Source organism: Paenibacillus mellifer, assembly GCF_023195895.1.
Taxonomy (GTDB): Bacteria; Bacillota; Bacilli; order Paenibacillales; family Paenibacillaceae; genus Fontibacillus; species Fontibacillus mellifer.
In genome coordinates this window covers 320,602-338,670 of sequence record NZ_JALPRK010000002.1, presented here as the reverse complement: position 1 = coordinate 338,670, position 18,069 = coordinate 320,602, and the positions used below count along the sequence as shown (strand labels likewise).

Annotated in this window: 18 protein-coding genes; 2 read left to right on the top strand and 16 right to left on the bottom strand. The window is 51.8% G+C overall.

The genetic code is table 11. The features are described from left to right. Positions 1-65: 65 nt before the first annotated feature. From M0651_RS04370 to M0651_RS04330, 9 genes are all read right to left on the bottom strand, one after another. Positions 66-923, bottom strand: coding sequence for an undecaprenyl-diphosphate phosphatase (locus M0651_RS04370; RefSeq protein WP_248550606.1), 858 nt, complete (start codon positions 921-923; stop codon positions 66-68). A gap of 11 nt (positions 924-934) precedes the next feature. After that, on the bottom strand, positions 935-1,570 hold the full coding sequence (locus M0651_RS04365) for a DedA family protein (protein ID WP_248550605.1): 636 nt from the start codon (positions 1,568-1,570) through the stop codon (positions 935-937). Between the two features lie 18 nt (positions 1,571-1,588). After that, positions 1,589-3,562, bottom strand: coding sequence for an ABC transporter permease (locus tag M0651_RS04360; RefSeq protein ID WP_248550604.1), 1,974 nt, complete (start codon positions 3,560-3,562; stop codon positions 1,589-1,591). Then, positions 3,537-4,307 (bottom strand): ABC transporter ATP-binding protein, encoded by a 771-nt coding sequence (locus M0651_RS04355; RefSeq protein WP_248550630.1) that lies wholly within the window; start codon positions 4,305-4,307, stop codon positions 3,537-3,539. The genes M0651_RS04360 and M0651_RS04355 overlap by 26 nt, the downstream gene beginning before the upstream one ends. Positions 4,308-4,438: 131 nt before the next feature. Further along, the gene (locus M0651_RS04350; RefSeq protein ID WP_248550603.1) at positions 4,439-5,422 is read right to left on the bottom strand and encodes a sensor histidine kinase; all 984 of its coding nucleotides are present in this window, start codon (positions 5,420-5,422) and stop codon (positions 4,439-4,441) included. 5 nt (positions 5,423-5,427) lie between these two features. Continuing rightward, the gene (locus M0651_RS04345) at positions 5,428-6,123 is read right to left on the bottom strand and encodes a response regulator transcription factor (RefSeq protein ID WP_248550602.1); all 696 of its coding nucleotides are present in this window, start codon (positions 6,121-6,123) and stop codon (positions 5,428-5,430) included. A gap of 117 nt (positions 6,124-6,240) precedes the next feature. Continuing rightward, complete coding sequence (locus M0651_RS04340; protein ID WP_248550601.1) at positions 6,241-7,332, bottom strand: hypothetical protein; 1,092 nt, start codon at positions 7,330-7,332, stop codon at positions 6,241-6,243. Between the two features lie 44 nt (positions 7,333-7,376). Beyond that, entirely contained in the window at positions 7,377-7,817 is a 441-nt protein-coding gene (locus M0651_RS04335; protein WP_248550600.1) for a hypothetical protein, read from the bottom strand. Continuing rightward, the gene (locus M0651_RS04330) at positions 7,814-8,278 is read right to left on the bottom strand and encodes an RNA polymerase sigma factor (protein ID WP_248550599.1); all 465 of its coding nucleotides are present in this window, start codon (positions 8,276-8,278) and stop codon (positions 7,814-7,816) included. Before M0651_RS04330 ends, M0651_RS04335 begins: the two co-directional genes overlap by 4 nt. A 431-nt stretch (positions 8,279-8,709) precedes the next feature. Here M0651_RS04330 and M0651_RS04325 point away from each other — a divergent pair, with 431 nt between their 5' ends. Next, the gene (locus M0651_RS04325; protein WP_248550598.1) at positions 8,710-9,870 is read left to right on the top strand and encodes an asparaginase; all 1,161 of its coding nucleotides are present in this window, start codon (positions 8,710-8,712) and stop codon (positions 9,868-9,870) included. Positions 9,871-9,988: 118 nt separating this feature from the next. Then, positions 9,989-10,357, top strand: a complete 369-nt coding sequence (locus tag M0651_RS04320; RefSeq protein ID WP_248550597.1) for a DUF423 domain-containing protein — start codon at positions 9,989-9,991, stop codon at positions 10,355-10,357. A gap of 179 nt (positions 10,358-10,536) precedes the next feature. Here the strand turns inward: M0651_RS04320 and M0651_RS04315 are convergent, their stop codons facing one another. The 7 genes from M0651_RS04315 to M0651_RS04285 form a co-directional block, all read right to left on the bottom strand. Beyond that, positions 10,537-11,445, bottom strand: a complete 909-nt coding sequence (locus M0651_RS04315; RefSeq protein WP_248550596.1) for an ATP-grasp domain-containing protein — start codon at positions 11,443-11,445, stop codon at positions 10,537-10,539. A gap of 169 nt (positions 11,446-11,614) precedes the next feature. Continuing rightward, the gene (locus M0651_RS04310; protein WP_248550595.1) at positions 11,615-12,304 is read right to left on the bottom strand and encodes a DnaD domain-containing protein; all 690 of its coding nucleotides are present in this window, start codon (positions 12,302-12,304) and stop codon (positions 11,615-11,617) included. Positions 12,305-12,330: 26 nt separating this feature from the next. Further along, positions 12,331-13,626: an asparagine--tRNA ligase gene (gene asnS / locus M0651_RS04305; protein WP_248550594.1), complete on the bottom strand. Its 1,296-nt coding sequence runs from the start codon at positions 13,624-13,626 to the stop codon at positions 12,331-12,333. Between the two features lie 62 nt (positions 13,627-13,688). Then, positions 13,689-14,894 carry an acetate/propionate family kinase gene (locus tag M0651_RS04300; RefSeq protein WP_248550593.1) on the bottom strand — a complete coding sequence of 402 codons (1,206 nt, stop codon included), beginning with the start codon at positions 14,892-14,894 and terminating at the stop codon, positions 13,689-13,691. Continuing rightward, on the bottom strand, positions 14,891-15,763 hold the full coding sequence (locus M0651_RS04295; protein ID WP_248550592.1) for a 3-hydroxyacyl-CoA dehydrogenase family protein: 873 nt from the start codon (positions 15,761-15,763) through the stop codon (positions 14,891-14,893). Before M0651_RS04295 ends, M0651_RS04300 begins: the two co-directional genes overlap by 4 nt. Positions 15,764-15,900: 137 nt before the next feature. Continuing rightward, a complete protein-coding gene (locus M0651_RS04290) occupies positions 15,901-17,406 on the bottom strand; it encodes an AAA family ATPase (protein ID WP_248550591.1) in 1,506 nt (501 codons plus the stop codon). After that, positions 17,399-17,932: a hypothetical protein gene (locus M0651_RS04285; protein ID WP_248550590.1), complete on the bottom strand. Its 534-nt coding sequence runs from the start codon at positions 17,930-17,932 to the stop codon at positions 17,399-17,401. Before M0651_RS04285 ends, M0651_RS04290 begins: the two co-directional genes overlap by 8 nt. Positions 17,933-18,069 lie beyond the last annotated feature (137 nt).

The window sequence follows — 18,069 nt, the reverse complement described above, 5'->3', positions numbered from 1 at the left end:
CCAAAAGAGATGCTGCCGTGTCGCAGCATCTCTTGCCTTTTTATGCAGTATTTGCGATTTAGAAATTAGAAATAAACCACCCAAATGACAATCGCCAACAAGATGCGGTACACCGCAAACGGAACCAACTTGATTCGATCGATCAGCTTCAGAAAAAACCGGATCGACAACAGCGCAAACACGAAGGCGCTGATGAAGCCCACCACAAAGAACGGAAGCGCATCGATCGTGAAATACTCCAGATTTTTCACCAGCGATATCAAGCTGGCTCCAGCCATGATCGGAACGGCCATGATAAAAGTGAAGTCAGCCGCCGCGCGGTGACTTAAACCCAGCAGCACCCCGCCGGAAATCGTCGAACCCGAACGCGAGAAGCCCGGCCAGATCGACAGGCATTGGAATAAGCCGATGCTAAACGCCTGCTTGTACGAAATTTGATCGACGGTCTCTACATTCGCCCGCTTTGGCGCGAACCGATCGGCGGCGATCATCAGCAACGCCCCCACCACCAAACCGATCAGTACCGTTGCTGTTGAGAACAGGTACTCATCGATATAATCCTCAAACAACACGCCGAGGATCCCGGCAGGGATCAATCCGACGATGACCTGCGTCAGCTTCAAACGCGGCCCTGTTTGTCGAACCGTAACCGCTGCCCCCCTCGCCTTCCCCGGCATCCAGCGAGACAGTCCCAGCAAATCGATAAATCGATGACGGAACACGACCAGAACGGCCAGGATCGAGCCGAGTTGAATGACCACTTTAAACGTATTCGCCACATATTTGGAACCAAGTAGTTCCCCGGTTTTCAGCCACATATCGTCAACGATGATCATATGCCCCGTGGAGGATACCGGAGCAAACTCCGTGAGTCCCTCCACCAGGCCAAGAATAATTGCTTTTATCAGTTCCAACAAATTCATTTACTTGCTCCTTATTCCTCTGTTTTGATGTTCCCGCGCGCTCCGCTTCTTCTCCGGCGCAGCCAGAGTACGCCCACGCACAGCGTACCTAAAGCGATAACGGCATAAGCGATGTTGGAATAAACGTCCATAAAGGCGACGATCTCTTCCCAGGACCCCCCTACCGCGGCGCCAAGCAACACGAGCGCTACGTTCCAAATGAGCGTCCCGATGGTCGTAAATAATAGGAACAGGCCAAATTTCATTTTGGACATGCCGGCCGGGATGGAAATCAAGCTGCGGATCAACGGAATCATCCGGCAAAACAATACCGTCCAATACCCGTACCGGTCGAACCAGGCATCTGCGCGGCGGATGTCTTCTTTCTTCAGACGCAGAAACCGTCCATAACGCGCGATCCACCCTTCCAAGCGGTCGACGTTAACCAGATATCCGATCCCATACAGGATCACGGCTCCCAGCACCGAGCCCAGAGTAGAGAACACGATCACCCCTACCGGCGTCATCCTCGTGTAGGTGGTCATGAATCCGCCAAACGTTAAGATCACTTCCGACGGAATCGGAGGAAACACGTTTTCTAGAGCAATGAGCAAAAAGACGCCAAAATAGCCAAACTGCTCCATAAAGTCCGTAATCCAGTTCTCCACGTTGAACCTCCCGTATTTTTAGCGAATCGCTTTTTTTACGTTACGTAAGTATCGGGCCCGGATAAAGAAGAAATAGGCCACTTGTACCAGCAGGAAGCTGGTTAGTATCAATACCGTCTGCCAAGCGACGGAGAAGTTAAATAAACTTTGCATCGCCCTGAAAGCGAACAAACTGTGCACAATCGCCAGTGCGATCGGTACGAAAAACAGCAGTCCAACCTGACGCGTGACGACCTTGGCCAGTTCTCGTTCAGTGAGGCCCAGCTTTGCCAATGCCCCGTACTGGCGCCGGTCATAGGCTAAATCGCTGTACAGCCGGAAATAGAGAAAACTTCCCGCCGCTATAAAAAAGACGGTGCCCACCAGCAAAGCAAAAAACAGCAATGCCCGGTACGTCGTCCGCTGCACCTCATACAAGGTACCGCTAACGGTCATGGCGTAGGGTTGGTCCATCTCATAACTCATTCTCCCGTTATCCGTCAGCTCCGCTGCTAGGCCGCGGGTGAGCCTTGGATCCTCTACATAAAACCCGGTGAACCCATCCATGGAATTCGAGTTGCCCTCTTCCGTCGATACTGTCATGAGCCGTTCCAGCAAGGAATCGCTGACGACAAGGCCGGAGAACGAACCCTCCCGATCGTCACCGGCGGTGAGGGTCAGGTTCTCCGGGATCGCCACATGCTGTGTGACGCCAATCTCGCGGACGGACAGCTCCGGCGCGCCTACAAATGTGTAGGTTACCGGTCGCCGCTGTGCAAGCAGCGGTTTCTCCCGCTCCGAGCCGAGCAGCAGCAGCGCCTCTTCGTCCTCAGGCTCTCTCTCGGAAACCTCGATCCCCGCCGCCGCCAGCAGCCGTTTGTAGTCCGTGAACGAGATCAGCGGCAAACGTTCCATCGTCGAGGAAGGATGGGAGGATGCTACCTCTACGAGAGGAATCGGCACGCTCACCGTATCATAAGCGATCCCAAGCGAGTCGAGCTCGGCGCGAATCGCACGTAGATGTCCGTCTGAGGTTCCCCCGTCCCCTTTAGCCACATAAGCGATCTCGACCGGATAGTCCAGATCAAATTCACCTGCCAGACGATTCACCGAAGCGAACGCGCCAACCGCGCAGAACGTGACCGTCGAAATGATCGTCACAAGGAAGAACATTCGCGCGTTCTCCTTCATCCGGGATGCCAGGCTCGAAACGGTGACCAAATTGGTTTTTTTCCAATAGTAAGCCAAATGCCGTTTGGCCCGCCCAATCAGGAACACGCTCAACTGCGTGTAGAAGAAATACGTGCCCGCAATCGTCATCGCCGTAACCGGCAGCATGCGGATCAACACGTTCGATGCTGTAGCCGTCGCCGCCAGCAAATAGCTTGTGCTCAGCAGGACCGCCGCCAGCAGCGATAAGACCAGCGAAGCCTGCGGCGGGCGGGCGGGTTTCATCTCGGCTTGGAACAGCTCAATCAATCGGTGTGAACCGAGCAGAAACGTCGTACAGAGCGAAATCAACACAAACAGCAGCGAGAACGCCCCCACCGTTAGCAGCAGGCCTTGCCATGGCACATGAAACACAAGCTGCGGTACACCAAGCAGATTGGAGCCTACCATCAGAAACAGCTTCGCCAGCAATAGCCCTCCACCGATGCCGCAGATCAATGATCCTGCGCCAATCCCCACATTTTCCAGGAAAACCAGTTTACGCAGCTGTTGTTCGGTCATGCCATGCAGCAGCAAAATCCCAAACTCGCGTTTACGCGAGCGCAGAAAGGAGCCTACCGAGTAAATCACAAAGAAGAAGGCAAACACATACATGATGGTCTCGGCCGCCCACAACACCATCACTGCCGAATGATACATGACCTCTGCCCGAAGGCCAGGGTGGAACAGAAACAGCGCGCAAACGAAAAAAATCATGACCGAAAACGAGCTGCTGAGAAAATAGCCGGCATAGGTTCGTTTATTCCGCAGGACGTTGTTATAGGCGAATTGACGAAAGGTCATGGCTGTCCCCTCCCAGCAGCGACATCATGTCGATGATTTTCTGGAAAAAGGTCTGCCGGTTGTCCCCGCGATAAATTTCGTTATACAATTTGCCGTCCTTGATAAAAATCACCCGATGGCAAAAGCTCGCGGCGAGCGCATCGTGAGTCACCATCATGATTGTCGCCCGATGGGACTCATTCATTGCGGCAAACGCCTCCATCACATCCCGGGACGCTTTAGAATCCAGATTCCCCGTTGGCTCATCGGCTAAGATAAGCGATGGCTCGTGGATCATCGCGCGAGCGATCGCGGTCCGCTGCATTTGTCCGCCCGACAACTCATAGGCATACTTGGGCAAAACGCCTTCGATCCCGAGCCTCCGTGCCATTTCCAGCGCCCGAGCTTTCATCACCGGGACGGGAACCCCATCCAGTGTTAACGGGAGTACGATATTCTCCTCCGCAGTCAACGTATCCAGCAGGTTGAAATGTTGAAAAATAAACCCCAGCTCCCGCCGCCGAAACAATGCGGTCTGTTCCCGGTTCATCCGATGCGGATCCTGTCCGCCTATGCTCACCCCGCCCGAAGTTGGCTCGTCGATCGTAGCAATAACGTTGAGTAACGTCGTTTTGCCGCTGCCCGATGGTCCCATAATGCCGACAAACTCCCCTTCATCGATCGTGAAGCTTACGCCATCCAAAGCTTTGGTGGCGACTTTCCCCTCATAGATTTTCGTTAATGCCTTCACTTCCAATACCGCCATGCCGTCCAAGCGCTCCTTCAATTCAGTCCGTCTACGTCCCGGCATTTCGCCTGAACACTTCTGATTATAGTCAAGCCGCCAGCTTGCGCTCTATGGCTCAATCTTACAGTTACCTTACTTCGTTGTAAGCTTTAGCGCCCCGGTTGAAAAATAATCCGTGCGGTCGTGCCTATCTCTTCTTGTGAATCGAGCTCAATCCGGTGCCCTAACTTCGTGCAGATTTCCTTCGCCAGATATAACCCCATACCCGTAGATTCCGGAAAGCTGCGACCATTATCCCCGGTAAAATAAGCGTCAAACACCCGCGGCTGATCGCTGGCCGGAATACCTACGCCTTCATCCTCAATTTCCAGCACGGTCTCCCGCCCTTGCGTAAAGCCGCGGAAACGGAGATTCGCCCGTTCCTTCACGGTATACTTCACAGCGTTGGTAATCAGCTGAGTGATGACAAAGGACAGCCATTTCTCATCTGAGGCTATCGCAAGACCTTCGGGTATCTCCATCACCGGATATACCTTGCGCCGAATGAACAACCGTTTTTGCGACGAAGTCACCGAACGTAACAGGTTCCCCAAATCCAGCATCTCGACCACAAAGTCATGTTCGAATGTATCCAATCGCGCTGCGTACAGCACCATCTCCAGCCCCTTACGCAGCCGATCCAGCTCATCGCCAATCGCCACAGACCGAGGATCGTCTTCATGCTGCACCATCAGATGAATCACGGACAACGGCGTCTTCATTTGATGTACCCATTGATTCATAAAATGGCGATGTCCGTTGATCTTACTTTGCTGCTCGCCGATTTCCTGCAAATACAGACGGTACTGCGCTTTCAGCAGCCGCTGCAGGGAGTCGGCCAGCGGTGAGCCTGGTTTAACGTCGGCAAAAGCGCGCAGCGAATCCGGCACTTCCTCCAATCGACGGTAAAACGACCGGTTTGTCCAATAGCGGACCATCAAAAAAGCCGCCAAAATGCAGGTGCTGAGCAAAGCGGCATAGATCATAATCGACGCGTGGCGATACCCGTCAAGCCAATACACCAGGGTGATCAGTGCCAGTTGCAGCATATAAGCCAGAATGAACGGACGTTGATCCCGCAAGAATAATCGCATGGGGCTCACTCCCCCCAGCGCGGCACGAGCCGGTAGCCCTGGCCTCGGACGGTTTGCAGCGCATCGTCGATCCCGAGGGCGGACAACTTCTTCCGCACCCGCGTCACGTAAACGTTGAGGGTGTTGTCATCCACAAATGCCTGATCATCCCAAATTTTCTCCAGCAGCCGGTCCCGGCTGACGACTTGTTCGATTTTGCCCATCAATTCGTCCAGAATTTTGACCTCGGTTAAGCTCAGCTCGATCCGCTCGTCCCGTAAGCTAAGGGATAGCCGATCCCGGTCCAGACGCAGCCCGGTAACCGAAATCGTGCGGTCGTCCCCGCTTCCGGCATACGTTCCATAAGCCCGGCGCAGCTGGCTTTTAATTTTGGCAATCACGATATCGTAATCGAACGGTTTGGTGATATAGTCATCGGCCCCGTTTTCCAGCGCCATCACTTGGTCCATTTTCCCTTCGCGCGCCGACAAGAATACGATCGGGCAGGTCGATAAGTTGCGGATCTGGCGGCACCAGTAATACCCGTCATATTTCGGCAGATTCACATCCAACAACACGAGGTGCGGCGCGTAACGCTCAAACTCGGCTTTGACCTCGCCGAAATCGGCGACGGCCAACGTATCGTAACCAAATCGGTGCAGGTATTGTTCCAGCAGCTCTACAAGCAGCTTGTCGTCTTCAACGATAAAAATTTTGAACATGTCCGTTTCTCCTTTTCACCCATCCTACTCCTAGCATTGTAACAAACTCTGACTGCGGAAATAAAATAGAGAGGCTTCAGCCGCGAAGCTGTTACCTCTCTAGTCAACTTGTAAAGGTTAAATATCCCCGTCACTCCAGAACACATCCCGCCGCTTCGGCCGGGCGAGCAGCTTGATGCCTCCTCCGATCAGAAGGACGGCCACAATCGTCGGCCGAAGATATTTCTCAATCCGAAGGTGCAAGCGAAGATCGGGGAAGTTCGCGTCCAGCACCGGAACGATCAATTCCATCCCGACGAAATACACCCCTAACACAATAAGCATGATACCCAGCCAGTGCTGGTATTCGCCGCGAGTTTGAATCAGCGGATGATCCTCCATCGGCAGGATCCCGTAACGGCTCGTCTGCTGCAGTCCGTCAAAGAAACAATAAAACCAGATGATCGGGATGATGAACAGAAACACGGAAAGCCGCAGCACGTCGATTACATAGAAGCTACCCAGGAACAAGGCCATCATTTGCAGACCCCGTTTTTGGAGGCCCAGATACATTTGACCCGCCCCGGGAAAGGCAGACAGGAGCGTCGCAAGTACTTTGCTGCGCCGACCTTCGATTCTACCGGCCTCCCAATCGTCAAATGGGGTCCGATCCACCAGCGGTTCCCCCGCCAACTTCCGATGCACGAGCTGCACCGCATCAAACATGCTGTACAGCCAAATGATCGGCAGCAAACCTAGGAACAGCAAAAATACCGATTCATGCGTAATGCCTGTGACGAAAAACATCATCGTAATCAAGCCGAAAAAGGCGATCAAAAAGGATAACCCCCGCTGCATCAGACCCAGTTGAAAATGCCCCAAGCCAGGAACAAACGACAGCAGGATGGTGAAGAACTTCTCCGATTCTCTTCCTTCGCCGGACATCTGCCGGACATGCTCCCGGTAAGCCCGTTCCTCCGGCGATTCGCGAAGCATCATAATGAGCAGATCAAACATCGATATCAACCATAAGATGATGGCTGCAATCAAGGTCACCATCGCAAGTTCTCCGATATCCGCAGCCATCGCAACGGCAATGCCAAACAACAGCCCGCCAAAGAACAGGATCGGGTACGTAATCCCCCTCCCTTTTTTGCCCCAGTACAGATGCCCCACTCCGGGGATGAAATTTAACAGTAATGCCAGCAATCGATTGCGCTCAAACGGCATGTTCCATCTTCCTTTCCTTCAACTTTTCTATAACAAGCGAACCCCTATCGTTTCCAGCCATCCAACCAGCCGGTCGTCGCCTCCATCATTCTTTCGCTCAAGGATGACGCATCCGCCTGATTCATCAGTTGATTGGTCTCCGTGGCAAACCTATCGAACAATCCGCTGCCCAGCAGCAAAGCCGTTAAGGTTGCCGCGATCACGTAATGCAGCAGCGGATGTCTGGTCCAGGAATTTCGGCTGCCGCTGCGCTCCTTGCTCCGTATCGTTTGCGGAAGCTTCTCTATGATCGCTGTTAAATAGGCTGCCTCATCCTCCGGAGATGGAAGCTCACTTTCTAAGGAGGAAAGTGCGGCAGTATAAGTGGCTATGGCGCCTTCATCCCTCTGCAGCAGCGCATCTAATCGCGCCTCTGTGATGGAATCCAGACTGCCGCGAATATAGCTCCGCCATAGTTCCAGTTCATCTTGCGGTTGACGGCTCATCCCCATTCCTCCTTTGACCAATGCTCGCGAATATAGGCTCTTGCGCGGTACAGCCTCGATTCGACCGTTTTCACCGCCACGCATAGCTCTGTGGCAATTTGCTCATGACTTTTGCCCTCCAGGTAAAATTCCGTAACGATCTGGCGATGTCCCGCTGGAAGACCGGCGATTCGTCGGCGCACTTCCGTACTCCGTTCAGCGTCGATTAATCCAAACATATGATCCTCTTCCGAATCGGACAACTGCAGATCCAAATCTACAGGGTCCCATTGCTCTTCCTTTCGCCGATCCCTCTTCCGTTTAATGTCGATCGACTTATTGACGGCGATGCGGGTTATCCAGGTCTTAAACCCTTGGGAGCGATACTCCGGGAGAGATTTATAGATTTGCAGGAAGGTTTCCTGAGCGGCGTCCTCCGCTTCCTTGGCGTCATGCAGCACCGAATGCGCTACCCGGTACACATAGGTCCCATATTCCCGAACCAACCACGGGAAGACACTGCGGTCTCCCTGCTGAAATCTTAGAATAAACGACGTTTCATCAATGACTCTCTCCTCCTCCCCAAATAATAGACGTGGGTTGTCCGTCCAGCCCCTGCACTATTTGTTTGAACGTTTGAAGTGACCAAAGTTCTACATTCTCCCGAAAAAATCTTAAAATGTCATCTAATATAACATCAAATTTGAATATATTAAATGATTTGAAACTACTCTTAATTTCGACTATAACAATGAAATTCACTGATATCATAGTATTTAAGCGCTTTAACGGACCTTAAGTGTGTTTGTAAATATACATGACATCAAACTATAATTTCACTCAAGTTAACGAATTTTGCGTTAAGTTATATTACATATCGTTAACTCAAAATAACATCTTGGAGGTTGATGGAATGAAGAAGTGGACATCTCGAAGTTTGAAAGCCTTAATGGTCACCGGCCTCGCCGTGACCGCACTGCTCCCCAATCTATATCTCTCTCCGGCTTCCGCAGCCGAAACCGTTACGGGTACCGTGAACTCGACTGAAGCCGTAAAGAAGCTGCCGAAAGTGCAAGTTATCGCCACCGGCGGTACCCTGGCCGGGCAATCCACGGATGAAACGAGCTTCCAAACCTATCGAGCCGGTTCACTGCCGATTGCCGATCTCGTAGCTTCTCTCCCGAATAAAGATCAAATTGCCGAGGTCTCCACTTATCAATTCGGCAACTCCGGTTCCAGCGCTTATACGATTGAGCAATTATTTGATCTATCCTTGAAAGTAGATGAAGCGCTCAAAACCCAGGACGGGGTCGTTGTCACCACCGGCACGGATACCATGGAGGAAATCGCCTATTTCCTCGATCTCACCGTACGCAGCCCGAAACCGGTCGTCATCACGGGTTCGATGCGGCCTTGGACGGTCATCGGTACGGACGCTCCAGCCAACCTGTATAACGCAATTAAGCTGGCAGCCAGTGGGAAAACCAAGTATTTCGGTACCGTGCTGATGTTGAATGATGAATTCCATGCCGCACGCGAAGTCACCAAAACGAACTCCTACCGGACCGATACGTTTATCACTCCGGAAATCGGCGCTTTGGGTTATATCGATGAAAAAACGATCCGCGTATACCGCGCCCCCTTCCGCGCTTTGAAATCAGCCACGACCTGGGCCACCCCGTTCGACTTGAGCAAAATCACTAAAAAGGACTTGGTCAAGGTTGAAATCGCCTATTCCTATCAAGAAGCCGGCGCAGGAGCAATCAGCGGGTTTGTCGCAAATGGAGCCAAAGGGATCGTTACTGCAGGCACCGGAGCGGGCGGTATTTCCAAAGCGATGAGTGAGGAGCGCAAGGCCGCGATCGAGAAAGGCGTCGTATTCGTCACGACCACTCGGACCGGCTCGGGCAGCAACTACTCCAGCGGCGACGGCATTATCGCCGGCGACAACCTGAATGCGGCACATGCTCGAATTCTCTTGCTGCTGTGCTTGTCCTTCTCCAAAGACTTTGATACGGTTCAAAATTGGTTCACCACGGTTGGCTACGGCCAAATCGAGCTTCCGGCCAAATAAAGAGTAGAACTCCATGTGCCAAGCAGCGCGTTCATTACGAACGCGCTGCTTTGTTGTTTGTCCGATTGACGAGCCTAGAGGGAATCGGTAAGATTTGGGGGGGAGGTGTTATCCAACAATGACGTTGCTGCTTACTTTAGGTGGGATTATGATGTTCCTTGCTGTCGCTCTTGGCGCCTTCGGCGCGCATGCCCTTAAGAATCGCTTGACCGAAGATCGGCAAAAAACGTATCAAACCGGGGTTCAGTATCATATCGCCCACGGATTGGGGTTGATTCTGTTTGGTTTAGCCGCTGCGCAGTTCGGGAGCGACTCGCTAATCGTACTCGCCGGCTGGTTCTTGTTTGCCGGGATCGTTTTGTTCTCCGGCAGCCTGTATGCTTTGAGCCTGACGGGCATCCGCAAACTGGGCGCCATCACTCCGCTTGGCGGCGTTTGCTTTCTCGCGGGTTGGGTGATTTTCGTGCTCTCCGCGATTCAAAGCTGATAGACGGGCATTCAAGAATATCTATCACCAGTACAGGCTGTAAGGAGTAGAATAATAGACGTACTCATTACATGAGGTGCCGGATGTATAAATACCTGCAAACGTGCAGTTATTTCGGTCGATTCTATGCTTAACGGCGAAATAGATGCAAAGATGCCCCCCGTCATTCAAAGAGCTCCCTACTCGAACGCGTTCAACCGCACCCGCAGAAAATTGTAGATTTCTTCCGCGATGTTCGCCTGACAACAGGACTCCAGCCCTTCGAAGCCCGGTGAAGAGTTGGCTTCGCAAATTTTGAAGTGCTCCCCGTCGAACAACAAGTCGATACCGGCGATATCCAGGTTTAACAATCGAGCAGCCTCCAGGGCCAGCCATTCGATCTCCGGAGTCATTTCGTACGGTTCCACGTAACCACCACGAGAGTAGTTTGCCTTGAAGCTGTCATTGCCTGAGCTGCGCTTCATCGCCGCAATGGCTCGGCCGCCGATAGTCAGTACCCGCAAGTCCACGCCGCGACTGGACGCCACGAATTCCTGCAAAATCATCGTGGCGTTCTCTTTGTAGGCGTTAATCATCTCCAACAAATCAATGAAATTCGATCTGTTTTCCGCCAAGAAAACCCCGCTGCCCTGTGAACCTGAGATCGTTTTAACGACTACCGGGAACCCCAAATGCTTGTCCACCAATTCAACGTCTACTTTGGAACGAATCAACATCGTTTTAGGAACGGGCAAATTATATTGAGCTAAAATCTGCAACGTGAACAGTTTGTCCTTAACGGTATCGATGCTTTGTGCCGTATTCAAGGTTTGCACACCTAACCGCTCCAAGTGGCGGATCAGGGCCAATCCGAAGTAATTCGTCCCCGCACCCATTCGCGGCAGCACAAAATCAGGGAGCGGCAACACTTCGCCGCCTACCATCACGCTCTTTCGGTCATCGCGGGTGACTAGCAGCTCGAATTGCTCTGGAGCGAATACCCTCACCTCGATCCCCTGCTTCTCCGCTTCTTCCATCAGCCGTTTCAATTCATAGGTTTCCGGTTTCACATCGGCTGCGGAGTGTTTATAAATAATCCAACCTTGCATCGGTATCGTCCTCCCGGGGATTTAGATCAAAGAAATGAACGTTCTCCCCTCAGTGTACGAAACCTGTTCGTAGCGAATATGATTTCAAATCGAGATTCATGTAAAATTCGCGCATATACATCAAAAAGAGAGTGCCCTATGAAACAGGCACTCTCTTCATTCTTACGATTTAACGCATCCCTCCGCGGAACCGCTGCGCATAAGCTTTGACGTCCTCTGCCGTACGCACGCGGTTGCGGCTCCATTCCAACAAAATACGGTCGATATACCGGAAGTGAACTTTTCCGGCAAATACCGCTTCCTTCAGCGCCAGTAGAATCAGCTCTTCCGGGTAACGGTCCTGGTCCACCCAACCGGATATCGTCTCGCATTCCATCGGCGAAAGCGGGCGGGCAAATTCCTTCTCAAAAATCACGAACAGGTTCCGTTCCAGTTCTTCCCGCGCTTCGGGAACCGCATCTGACGTTTTACGTCCAGCAGCTGTAGGTTGCTGCGCAGCCAACCATTGGCTCAACCGCTCATACATGCCGCTCAAATTGTATTGTTCTGAACGGATACCGGTTGTTTCGTCGACCGCTTCGTCGATGCTGATCCAGCCTTCCTTCAACAAACCGCGAATGACCGGGGCCAGCGTACCGGGCGCCGTGTCCATCCGCGATTCCAGTTGCCCCATCGACGGAAAATCGTTGCGCTCGACTTGTTTGAAAGCAAGCAGCTGGATCAGAAGCATCGCTTCCGTATCGCTTAACTGAAGCTTACGGTAATGGGCCAGCAGCGAGAAAGGGACGTTTACCGTCCCCGTCTCCATCCCGAAAGCGATTCCCTTCGCCCAAGTGTTGTTGCCCTCATTCATGGCCATAGATAAAGCTCACCTTTCAAAGCCAATTAAGGATATAACCGGTACAGGGTCCGTGGGAACGGAATCGTCTCGCGAACGTGATCCAAGCCACAAATCCAGGCGACCGTACGTTCCAAACCAAGGCCAAATCCGGAATGCGGCACCGAGCCGTATTTGCGAAGGTCCAGGTACCATTGGTACGTTTCCTGTGACAGGTTATGCTCCTTGAAGCGTTCTTCCATTAAAGCCGGGTCGTCGATCCGCTGCGATCCGCCGATGATTTCTCCATAGCCTTCCGGCGCAATCATATCGGCGCACAAGACGACTTCCGGACGATTCGGATCGGGCTTCATATAGAACGCCTTGATCCCTGCCGGATAATTCGTGATGAATACCGGCTTCTCATAACGTTCAGCAATCGCCGTTTCATGCGGCGCTCCGAAATCCTCGCCCCAAGGAATATCAAACCCTTGCGTATGCAGATACTCGATCGCTTCATCGTAACTGATCCGCGGGAACGGCGCTTGAATCCCTTCCAGCTTGGACACGTCACGGCCCACCGCTTCAAGCTCAGTCCGGCAGTTCTTCAACACGGATTGTACGACATGCGTGATGAAGTTCTCCTGTACCTTGAGGCTCTCCTCGTGATCGGTGAACGCCATTTCCGGCTCGATCATCCAGAACTCGATCAGATGGCGGCGGGTCTTGGATTTCTCGGCCCGGAACGTGGGGCCAAAGGAATACACTTTACCTAACGCCATTGCGGCCGCTTCCATGTAAAGCTGCCCGCTCTGCGTCAGATAAGCGTCTTCCTCGAAATACTTCGTATGGAACAGGTTGGTGGTCCCTTCCGCAGATGTTGGCGTCAAGATCGGCGGGTCGACCAGAGTAAACCCGTTTTGGTCGAAAAATTCCTGTACGGCGCGAATGATCTCAGCCCGGATAACCATAACTGCCCGCTGCTTCGAGGAACGAAGCCACAGATGGCGATGGTCCATCAGGAAATCGACACCGTGTTCTTTTGGCGTAATCGGATAGTTTTCGGTCAAATGAAGGATTTCGACTTCGGTTACCGTCATCTCATAACCGGATTGGCTTCGTGGTTCTTCGCGAATCACGCCCGTAACGTACATGGACGATTCCTGAGTTAAGCTCTTGGCGTTGTTCCACGTCTCCTCGGACACTTCGCTCTTGACGACTACTGCTTGGATATAGCCGGTCCCGTCGCGAAGCTGCAAAAATTGAATTTTGCCGCTGGAACGTTTATTGTTGAGCCAACTGCCGATGACTACGGTTTCCCCGACATGCTCATTCACTTGACGAATCACAGTTTTGACCGCCATGCCTTTATCTCTCCTCTAACGATAACTATATTGAATACTCAAAGATATAAATTCGCCGCGCTTTACTTCGATTCCTGCACGATGCTCAGCGTATCACGGGCAATCATCAACTCTTCGTTGGTCGGGATAACCAAAACCTCAACTTTGGAATTCGGGGTCGAAATCCGACGTGGTTCCCCGGAACGGATCTTGTTCAGCTCTTTGTCCAGCTCAACGCCTAAGTAGCTCAGGTTTTCACATGTTTTCTCGCGGACGATTGCCGAGTTTTCACCAACGCCAGCTGTAAAGACGATAACGTCCACACCGTTCATTGCTGCTGCATACGATCCAATATATTTCCGCAGACGATATTCGTACATCTCGAAGGCCAATGTCTCATTCGGTTTACCCTCTTCCCAGCCGTCGGTAATATCCCGCATGTCACTGCTGCTGCCGGAGATGGCAAGCAGGCCGCTGTGTTTGTTCAACATCGAGTTCACTTCACTGATGGACAATTCTTCCTTATTCATGACGAAGGTGACCACTGTCGGATCGAGGTCGCCGCTGCGCGTCCCCATCATCAAGCCTTCCAAAGGCGTCAGACCCATCGAAGTATCCACCGAAACACCGCCTTTGACTGCGGTCAAACTTGCGCCATTCCCGATATGGCAAGTGATGATCTTCAGTTCTTCGATCGGACGGTTCAAATATTCCGCTGCCATGCGGCTAACATATTGATGTGAGGTACCGTGTGCGCCATAACGACGGATGCGGTGTTTCTTGTACAGAACTCTCGGAATTGGGTACAAATACACTTTCTCATCCATGGTTTGATGGAAAGCCGTATCAAAGGCCACCACGTTCGGAACGCCCGGCATATTGGCTTCGGAGGCATTAATCCCCATGATTGCCGGCGGGTTATGAAGCGGCGCCAGGTCAAACAGACGGCGGATTTCGGCTTTGACTTCCGGCGTGACTAGGGCGGAGCCTTTAAACGCCTCTCCACCGTGCACGACGCGGTGACCCACCGCTTGAATCTCGTTAACCGACGCCAGAACACCATGTTCCTTGTCCGTTAATTTCTCAAGCACTTTGCGGATCGCCGTTGTATGCTCCAAAATTTCGCTGACTTCCGTTACTTCCTCTTTGCCGATCGGCTTATGCGTCAAAATGGACGAATCCATGCCGATCCGTTCGACCAAACCTTTGGCCAGAACCGATTCGTCGGTCATATCATAAAGCTGGTATTTCAGAGATGAGCTTCCCGCATTAATGACTAACAGTTTCACAGCCGGTCACCGTCCTTATCGTATTTAAAGAAACCTTCGCCTGTTTTTACGCCCAAACTGCCGGCGCGAACCATTTTCTTGAGCACGAAGGAAGGACGGTATTTCAATTCGCCGAACTCACGGAACATCCGTTCCAAAGCAGCCAGCACCGAATCCAAACCAAAGCGGTCCGCCATTTCCAGCGGTCCATATTGGAACTGGTAGCCGACGCGCATCGCTTCATCGATTTCTTCCGCGGAAGCGACGCCTTCGCCGAGTACATGCAGCGCCTCGTTGATCATAACGCAAATAATCCGGGAAGTAACAAAGCCCGGGGATTCATAAACCATGATACCGCGTTTCTCCACAACCTCTTCCACAAACCGTTTTGTTTCTTCAAACGTCACATCCGAGGTTTTCAGGCCGCGAATAATTTCCACAAGACTGATTTTGGCCACAGGATAAATAAAGTGCATGCCAATCACGCGTTCAGGATATTTCGTTCCGCCCGCGATCTCGGTCAAACTGAGCGTCGAGGTGTTACTTGCCAGAATAATGTTGCTTGGACATACCTGATCCAGCTGCGTGAATACCTCTTTTTTGGCATTCAAATCCTCCGAAATGGTCTCAATCACCATATCGCAGGTTCCGAGTTCGGCAAAATGAGTAACTTTATGGATACGGGATAAGATCAGTTTCTTCTCCGCTTTCGTAATTGCCCATTTCTCGAGCTGTTTATCCAGACTCGTTTCAATCATGCTGTACGCATGCTCCAATTTATCGGCTGTCTCCTCTACGAGCAACACGTCCAGCCCTTTAGCCGCCAGCATTTCGCTGATGCCCTGACCCATTGTGCCGCCGCCGATGACACCAATTCGTTTGTAGTTCATGGTCCTCTCGCTCCATCCTTTCATGATCTGTACATAATATGGTTTCCCAGATGTCGAATCATACATCTTCTTACACCCAACATATAATAATATCTTAGCACGAAGAAAAAGTAAAAAAAAATAACCGGCATCATGAATTATGCCGGTAAATGCAGGCTGTCACGAAATTGACAACGGAATTGGTCGCCGGAAAGGCGTTCTTCTTTAAAAAGGATATCAAGAGATTTGTCGAATACCGCTGAATGCTGTTGCAATAGTTCTTTGGTTTTGGCGGCAAGCTCCTCCAAAATTCGCGTGTTCTCATTCATCAGCACTTCGGTGGTCACCATGTCCATATTGACAATGCCTAGCGAGGTTAAGCCCGAGGTCATCATGGTTTGCACGATCTTCAAAGCCTGCTCGAAGTCATTGCTCGAACCGGTACTGCGGCCTCCGTAATAGATTTCTTCCGCAGCAGCGCCTGCTAAGGCAATGATGATTTGACCTTCAAGATACGACTTGGTGTACAAATATTTCTCATCTTGCGGATTGTGCCGAACATACCCAAGCGCTCTACCGCGTGGACTTAACGCAACTTGGCTCACACTGCCCGGGGCCACAACCTCGGCGGCGATCGCATGACCCAACTCATGGATAGCGACCCGCCGTTTCTCTTCCTCGGCTGCTTGTCGGTCTGTCTTTTCACCCATCAACACCTTATCGATGGCCATTGACAAATGCCCTTGGGTAATTTGATCAACCCCATCCCGCATCGCGTAGATCGCTGCTTCATTCATCACGCTTTCCAGCTGGGCACCAGAGAAACCATACGATTCCTCGGCGATTTTGTCCAAATTGACACTCTGCTGCAGCGGTTTATTACCTGCATGCAGTTCGAGAATATGACGGCGTCCCTTCTTGTCCGGAAGATCGACCTGGATATGCCGGTCAAAACGACCCGGGCGAAGCAATGCGCTGTCCAGCATCTCCTTACGGTTCGTCGCGGCGATCAGTAGAATCCGCGGCGTATCGGAGGAATAAATGCCGTCCATTTCCGTCAACAGCTGGTTTAACGTTTGGTCGTATTCACGTTGTTGTCCACCTTCTCTTTTTCCGCCGATCACTTCGATTTCATCAATGAAAATGACCGCATTTTCCTTGTTTTCCTTGGCCGCCCGGGTTCTCGCTTCCTTAAAGAGATCACGAATCCGACTCGCCCCAACACCAACATACATTTCAACGAATTCACTGCCCGAGGCCGCAACAAACACGGAATTGGTATAATGGGCCGCCGCTTTGGCGAGTAACGTTTTCCCAGTTCCCGGAGGGCCCGTTAGCAAGATCCCTTTCATCGGACGAATGCCGAACTTGCTGATCTCATCTTGACGCACCATAAAATCCAGCGCTTCCCGAAGCTCCTGCTTCGCGCTTTCCTGTCCGCCGATCTGCTCGAACGTTAGCTTCGCCGGTCCGCGCTTCTTGCGTTTCCGTTCCTGGGCAGCTCCAATCGTAATCCCGCCGCCGCGCATTTTGATCGCCGCAAACAATGCGCCAAACAGCACCATCGCTACAACTAACGGTACCACGTTCACACCTGTCACCGCCAAGAAGACGATAAGGACCGGTACGAAGCCTATCGCAGCTTCAATCATCCATCTACGCATTTGGCCATACCCCCATTCGTTCCGGCGTTCGCGGTAAAATAACAAATTTACTGTGTTTTCCGTCCGTCAAGGTAATATAGACATTTTTCTCATCCATCTCCGCTGTAGCTGTCAGTTGATCATTTTCCTGCTCCATTTGCTTCAGGGCAGCGGTAATTTGCGTATACTGCTTGTTCTCCATCGCCTGGGCGACGGTGAACAACGCGTTCTCCCACAACTGATCCAGAGCCGGAGAAGAATGATCCTCCACGTCCAGCTTTAAGGTACGGTTGCCGATTTGTTCTTTCCCGTTCTGTTCAATCTGGCGAACTAATGCGCCGAGATCGGTCCCCGGCTTTAAACTCAGCTTGAGCGCCAACTCGTCAGGTTTGATATCCATTTTGACTTGATTGACACCATCCACACTTTTCACGATATTCTCCAACGGACGCTCTATCGCCCATTGCCGATACAGGAACCATCCACCAAACAACACAAGGACAGAAATAGCGATGCTTGCAGCAATTGGTCCAATACGCAGTTTCACGTGATGTCCCCCTCATCTATAGTAATCATCTGTAAAGTATATCAGTTCGTCTATCAAAACTACAAATATGAGTATATCACATCGTATATCAAATATCGAAGAAAAGTGTGAAGATATTTAAAATTTGAAGCTAGTAG

Excerpts from the sequence above, each read along its gene's own strand:
- M0651_RS04370 (WP_248550606.1), bottom strand. The coding sequence starts at position 923 with ATGAATTTGTTGGAACTGATAAAAGCAATTATTCTTGGCCTGGTGGAG.
- M0651_RS04360 (WP_248550604.1), bottom strand. The coding sequence starts at position 3,562 with ATGACCTTTCGTCAATTCGCCTATAACAACGTCCTGCGGAATAAACGA.
- M0651_RS04355 (WP_248550630.1), bottom strand. The coding sequence starts at position 4,307 with ATGGCGGTATTGGAAGTGAAGGCATTAACGAAAATCTATGAGGGGAAA.
- M0651_RS04350 (WP_248550603.1), bottom strand. The coding sequence starts at position 5,422 with ATGCGATTATTCTTGCGGGATCAACGTCCGTTCATTCTGGCTTATATG.
- M0651_RS04345 (WP_248550602.1), bottom strand. The coding sequence starts at position 6,123 with ATGTTCAAAATTTTTATCGTTGAAGACGACAAGCTGCTTGTAGAGCTG.
- M0651_RS04340 (WP_248550601.1), bottom strand. The coding sequence starts at position 7,332 with ATGCCGTTTGAGCGCAATCGATTGCTGGCATTACTGTTAAATTTCATC.
- M0651_RS04335 (WP_248550600.1), bottom strand. The coding sequence starts at position 7,817 with ATGAGCCGTCAACCGCAAGATGAACTGGAACTATGGCGGAGCTATATT.
- M0651_RS04325 (WP_248550598.1), top strand. The coding sequence starts at position 8,710 with ATGAAGAAGTGGACATCTCGAAGTTTGAAAGCCTTAATGGTCACCGGC.
- M0651_RS04320 (WP_248550597.1), top strand. The coding sequence starts at position 9,989 with ATGACGTTGCTGCTTACTTTAGGTGGGATTATGATGTTCCTTGCTGTC.
- M0651_RS04315 (WP_248550596.1), bottom strand. The coding sequence starts at position 11,445 with ATGCAAGGTTGGATTATTTATAAACACTCCGCAGCCGATGTGAAACCG.
- M0651_RS04310 (WP_248550595.1), bottom strand. The coding sequence starts at position 12,304 with ATGGCCATGAATGAGGGCAACAACACTTGGGCGAAGGGAATCGCTTTC.
- asnS (WP_248550594.1), bottom strand. The coding sequence starts at position 13,626 with ATGGCGGTCAAAACTGTGATTCGTCAAGTGAATGAGCATGTCGGGGAA.
- M0651_RS04295 (WP_248550592.1), bottom strand. The coding sequence starts at position 15,763 with ATGAACTACAAACGAATTGGTGTCATCGGCGGCGGCACAATGGGTCAG.
- M0651_RS04290 (WP_248550591.1), bottom strand. The coding sequence starts at position 17,406 with ATGCGTAGATGGATGATTGAAGCTGCGATAGGCTTCGTACCGGTCCTT.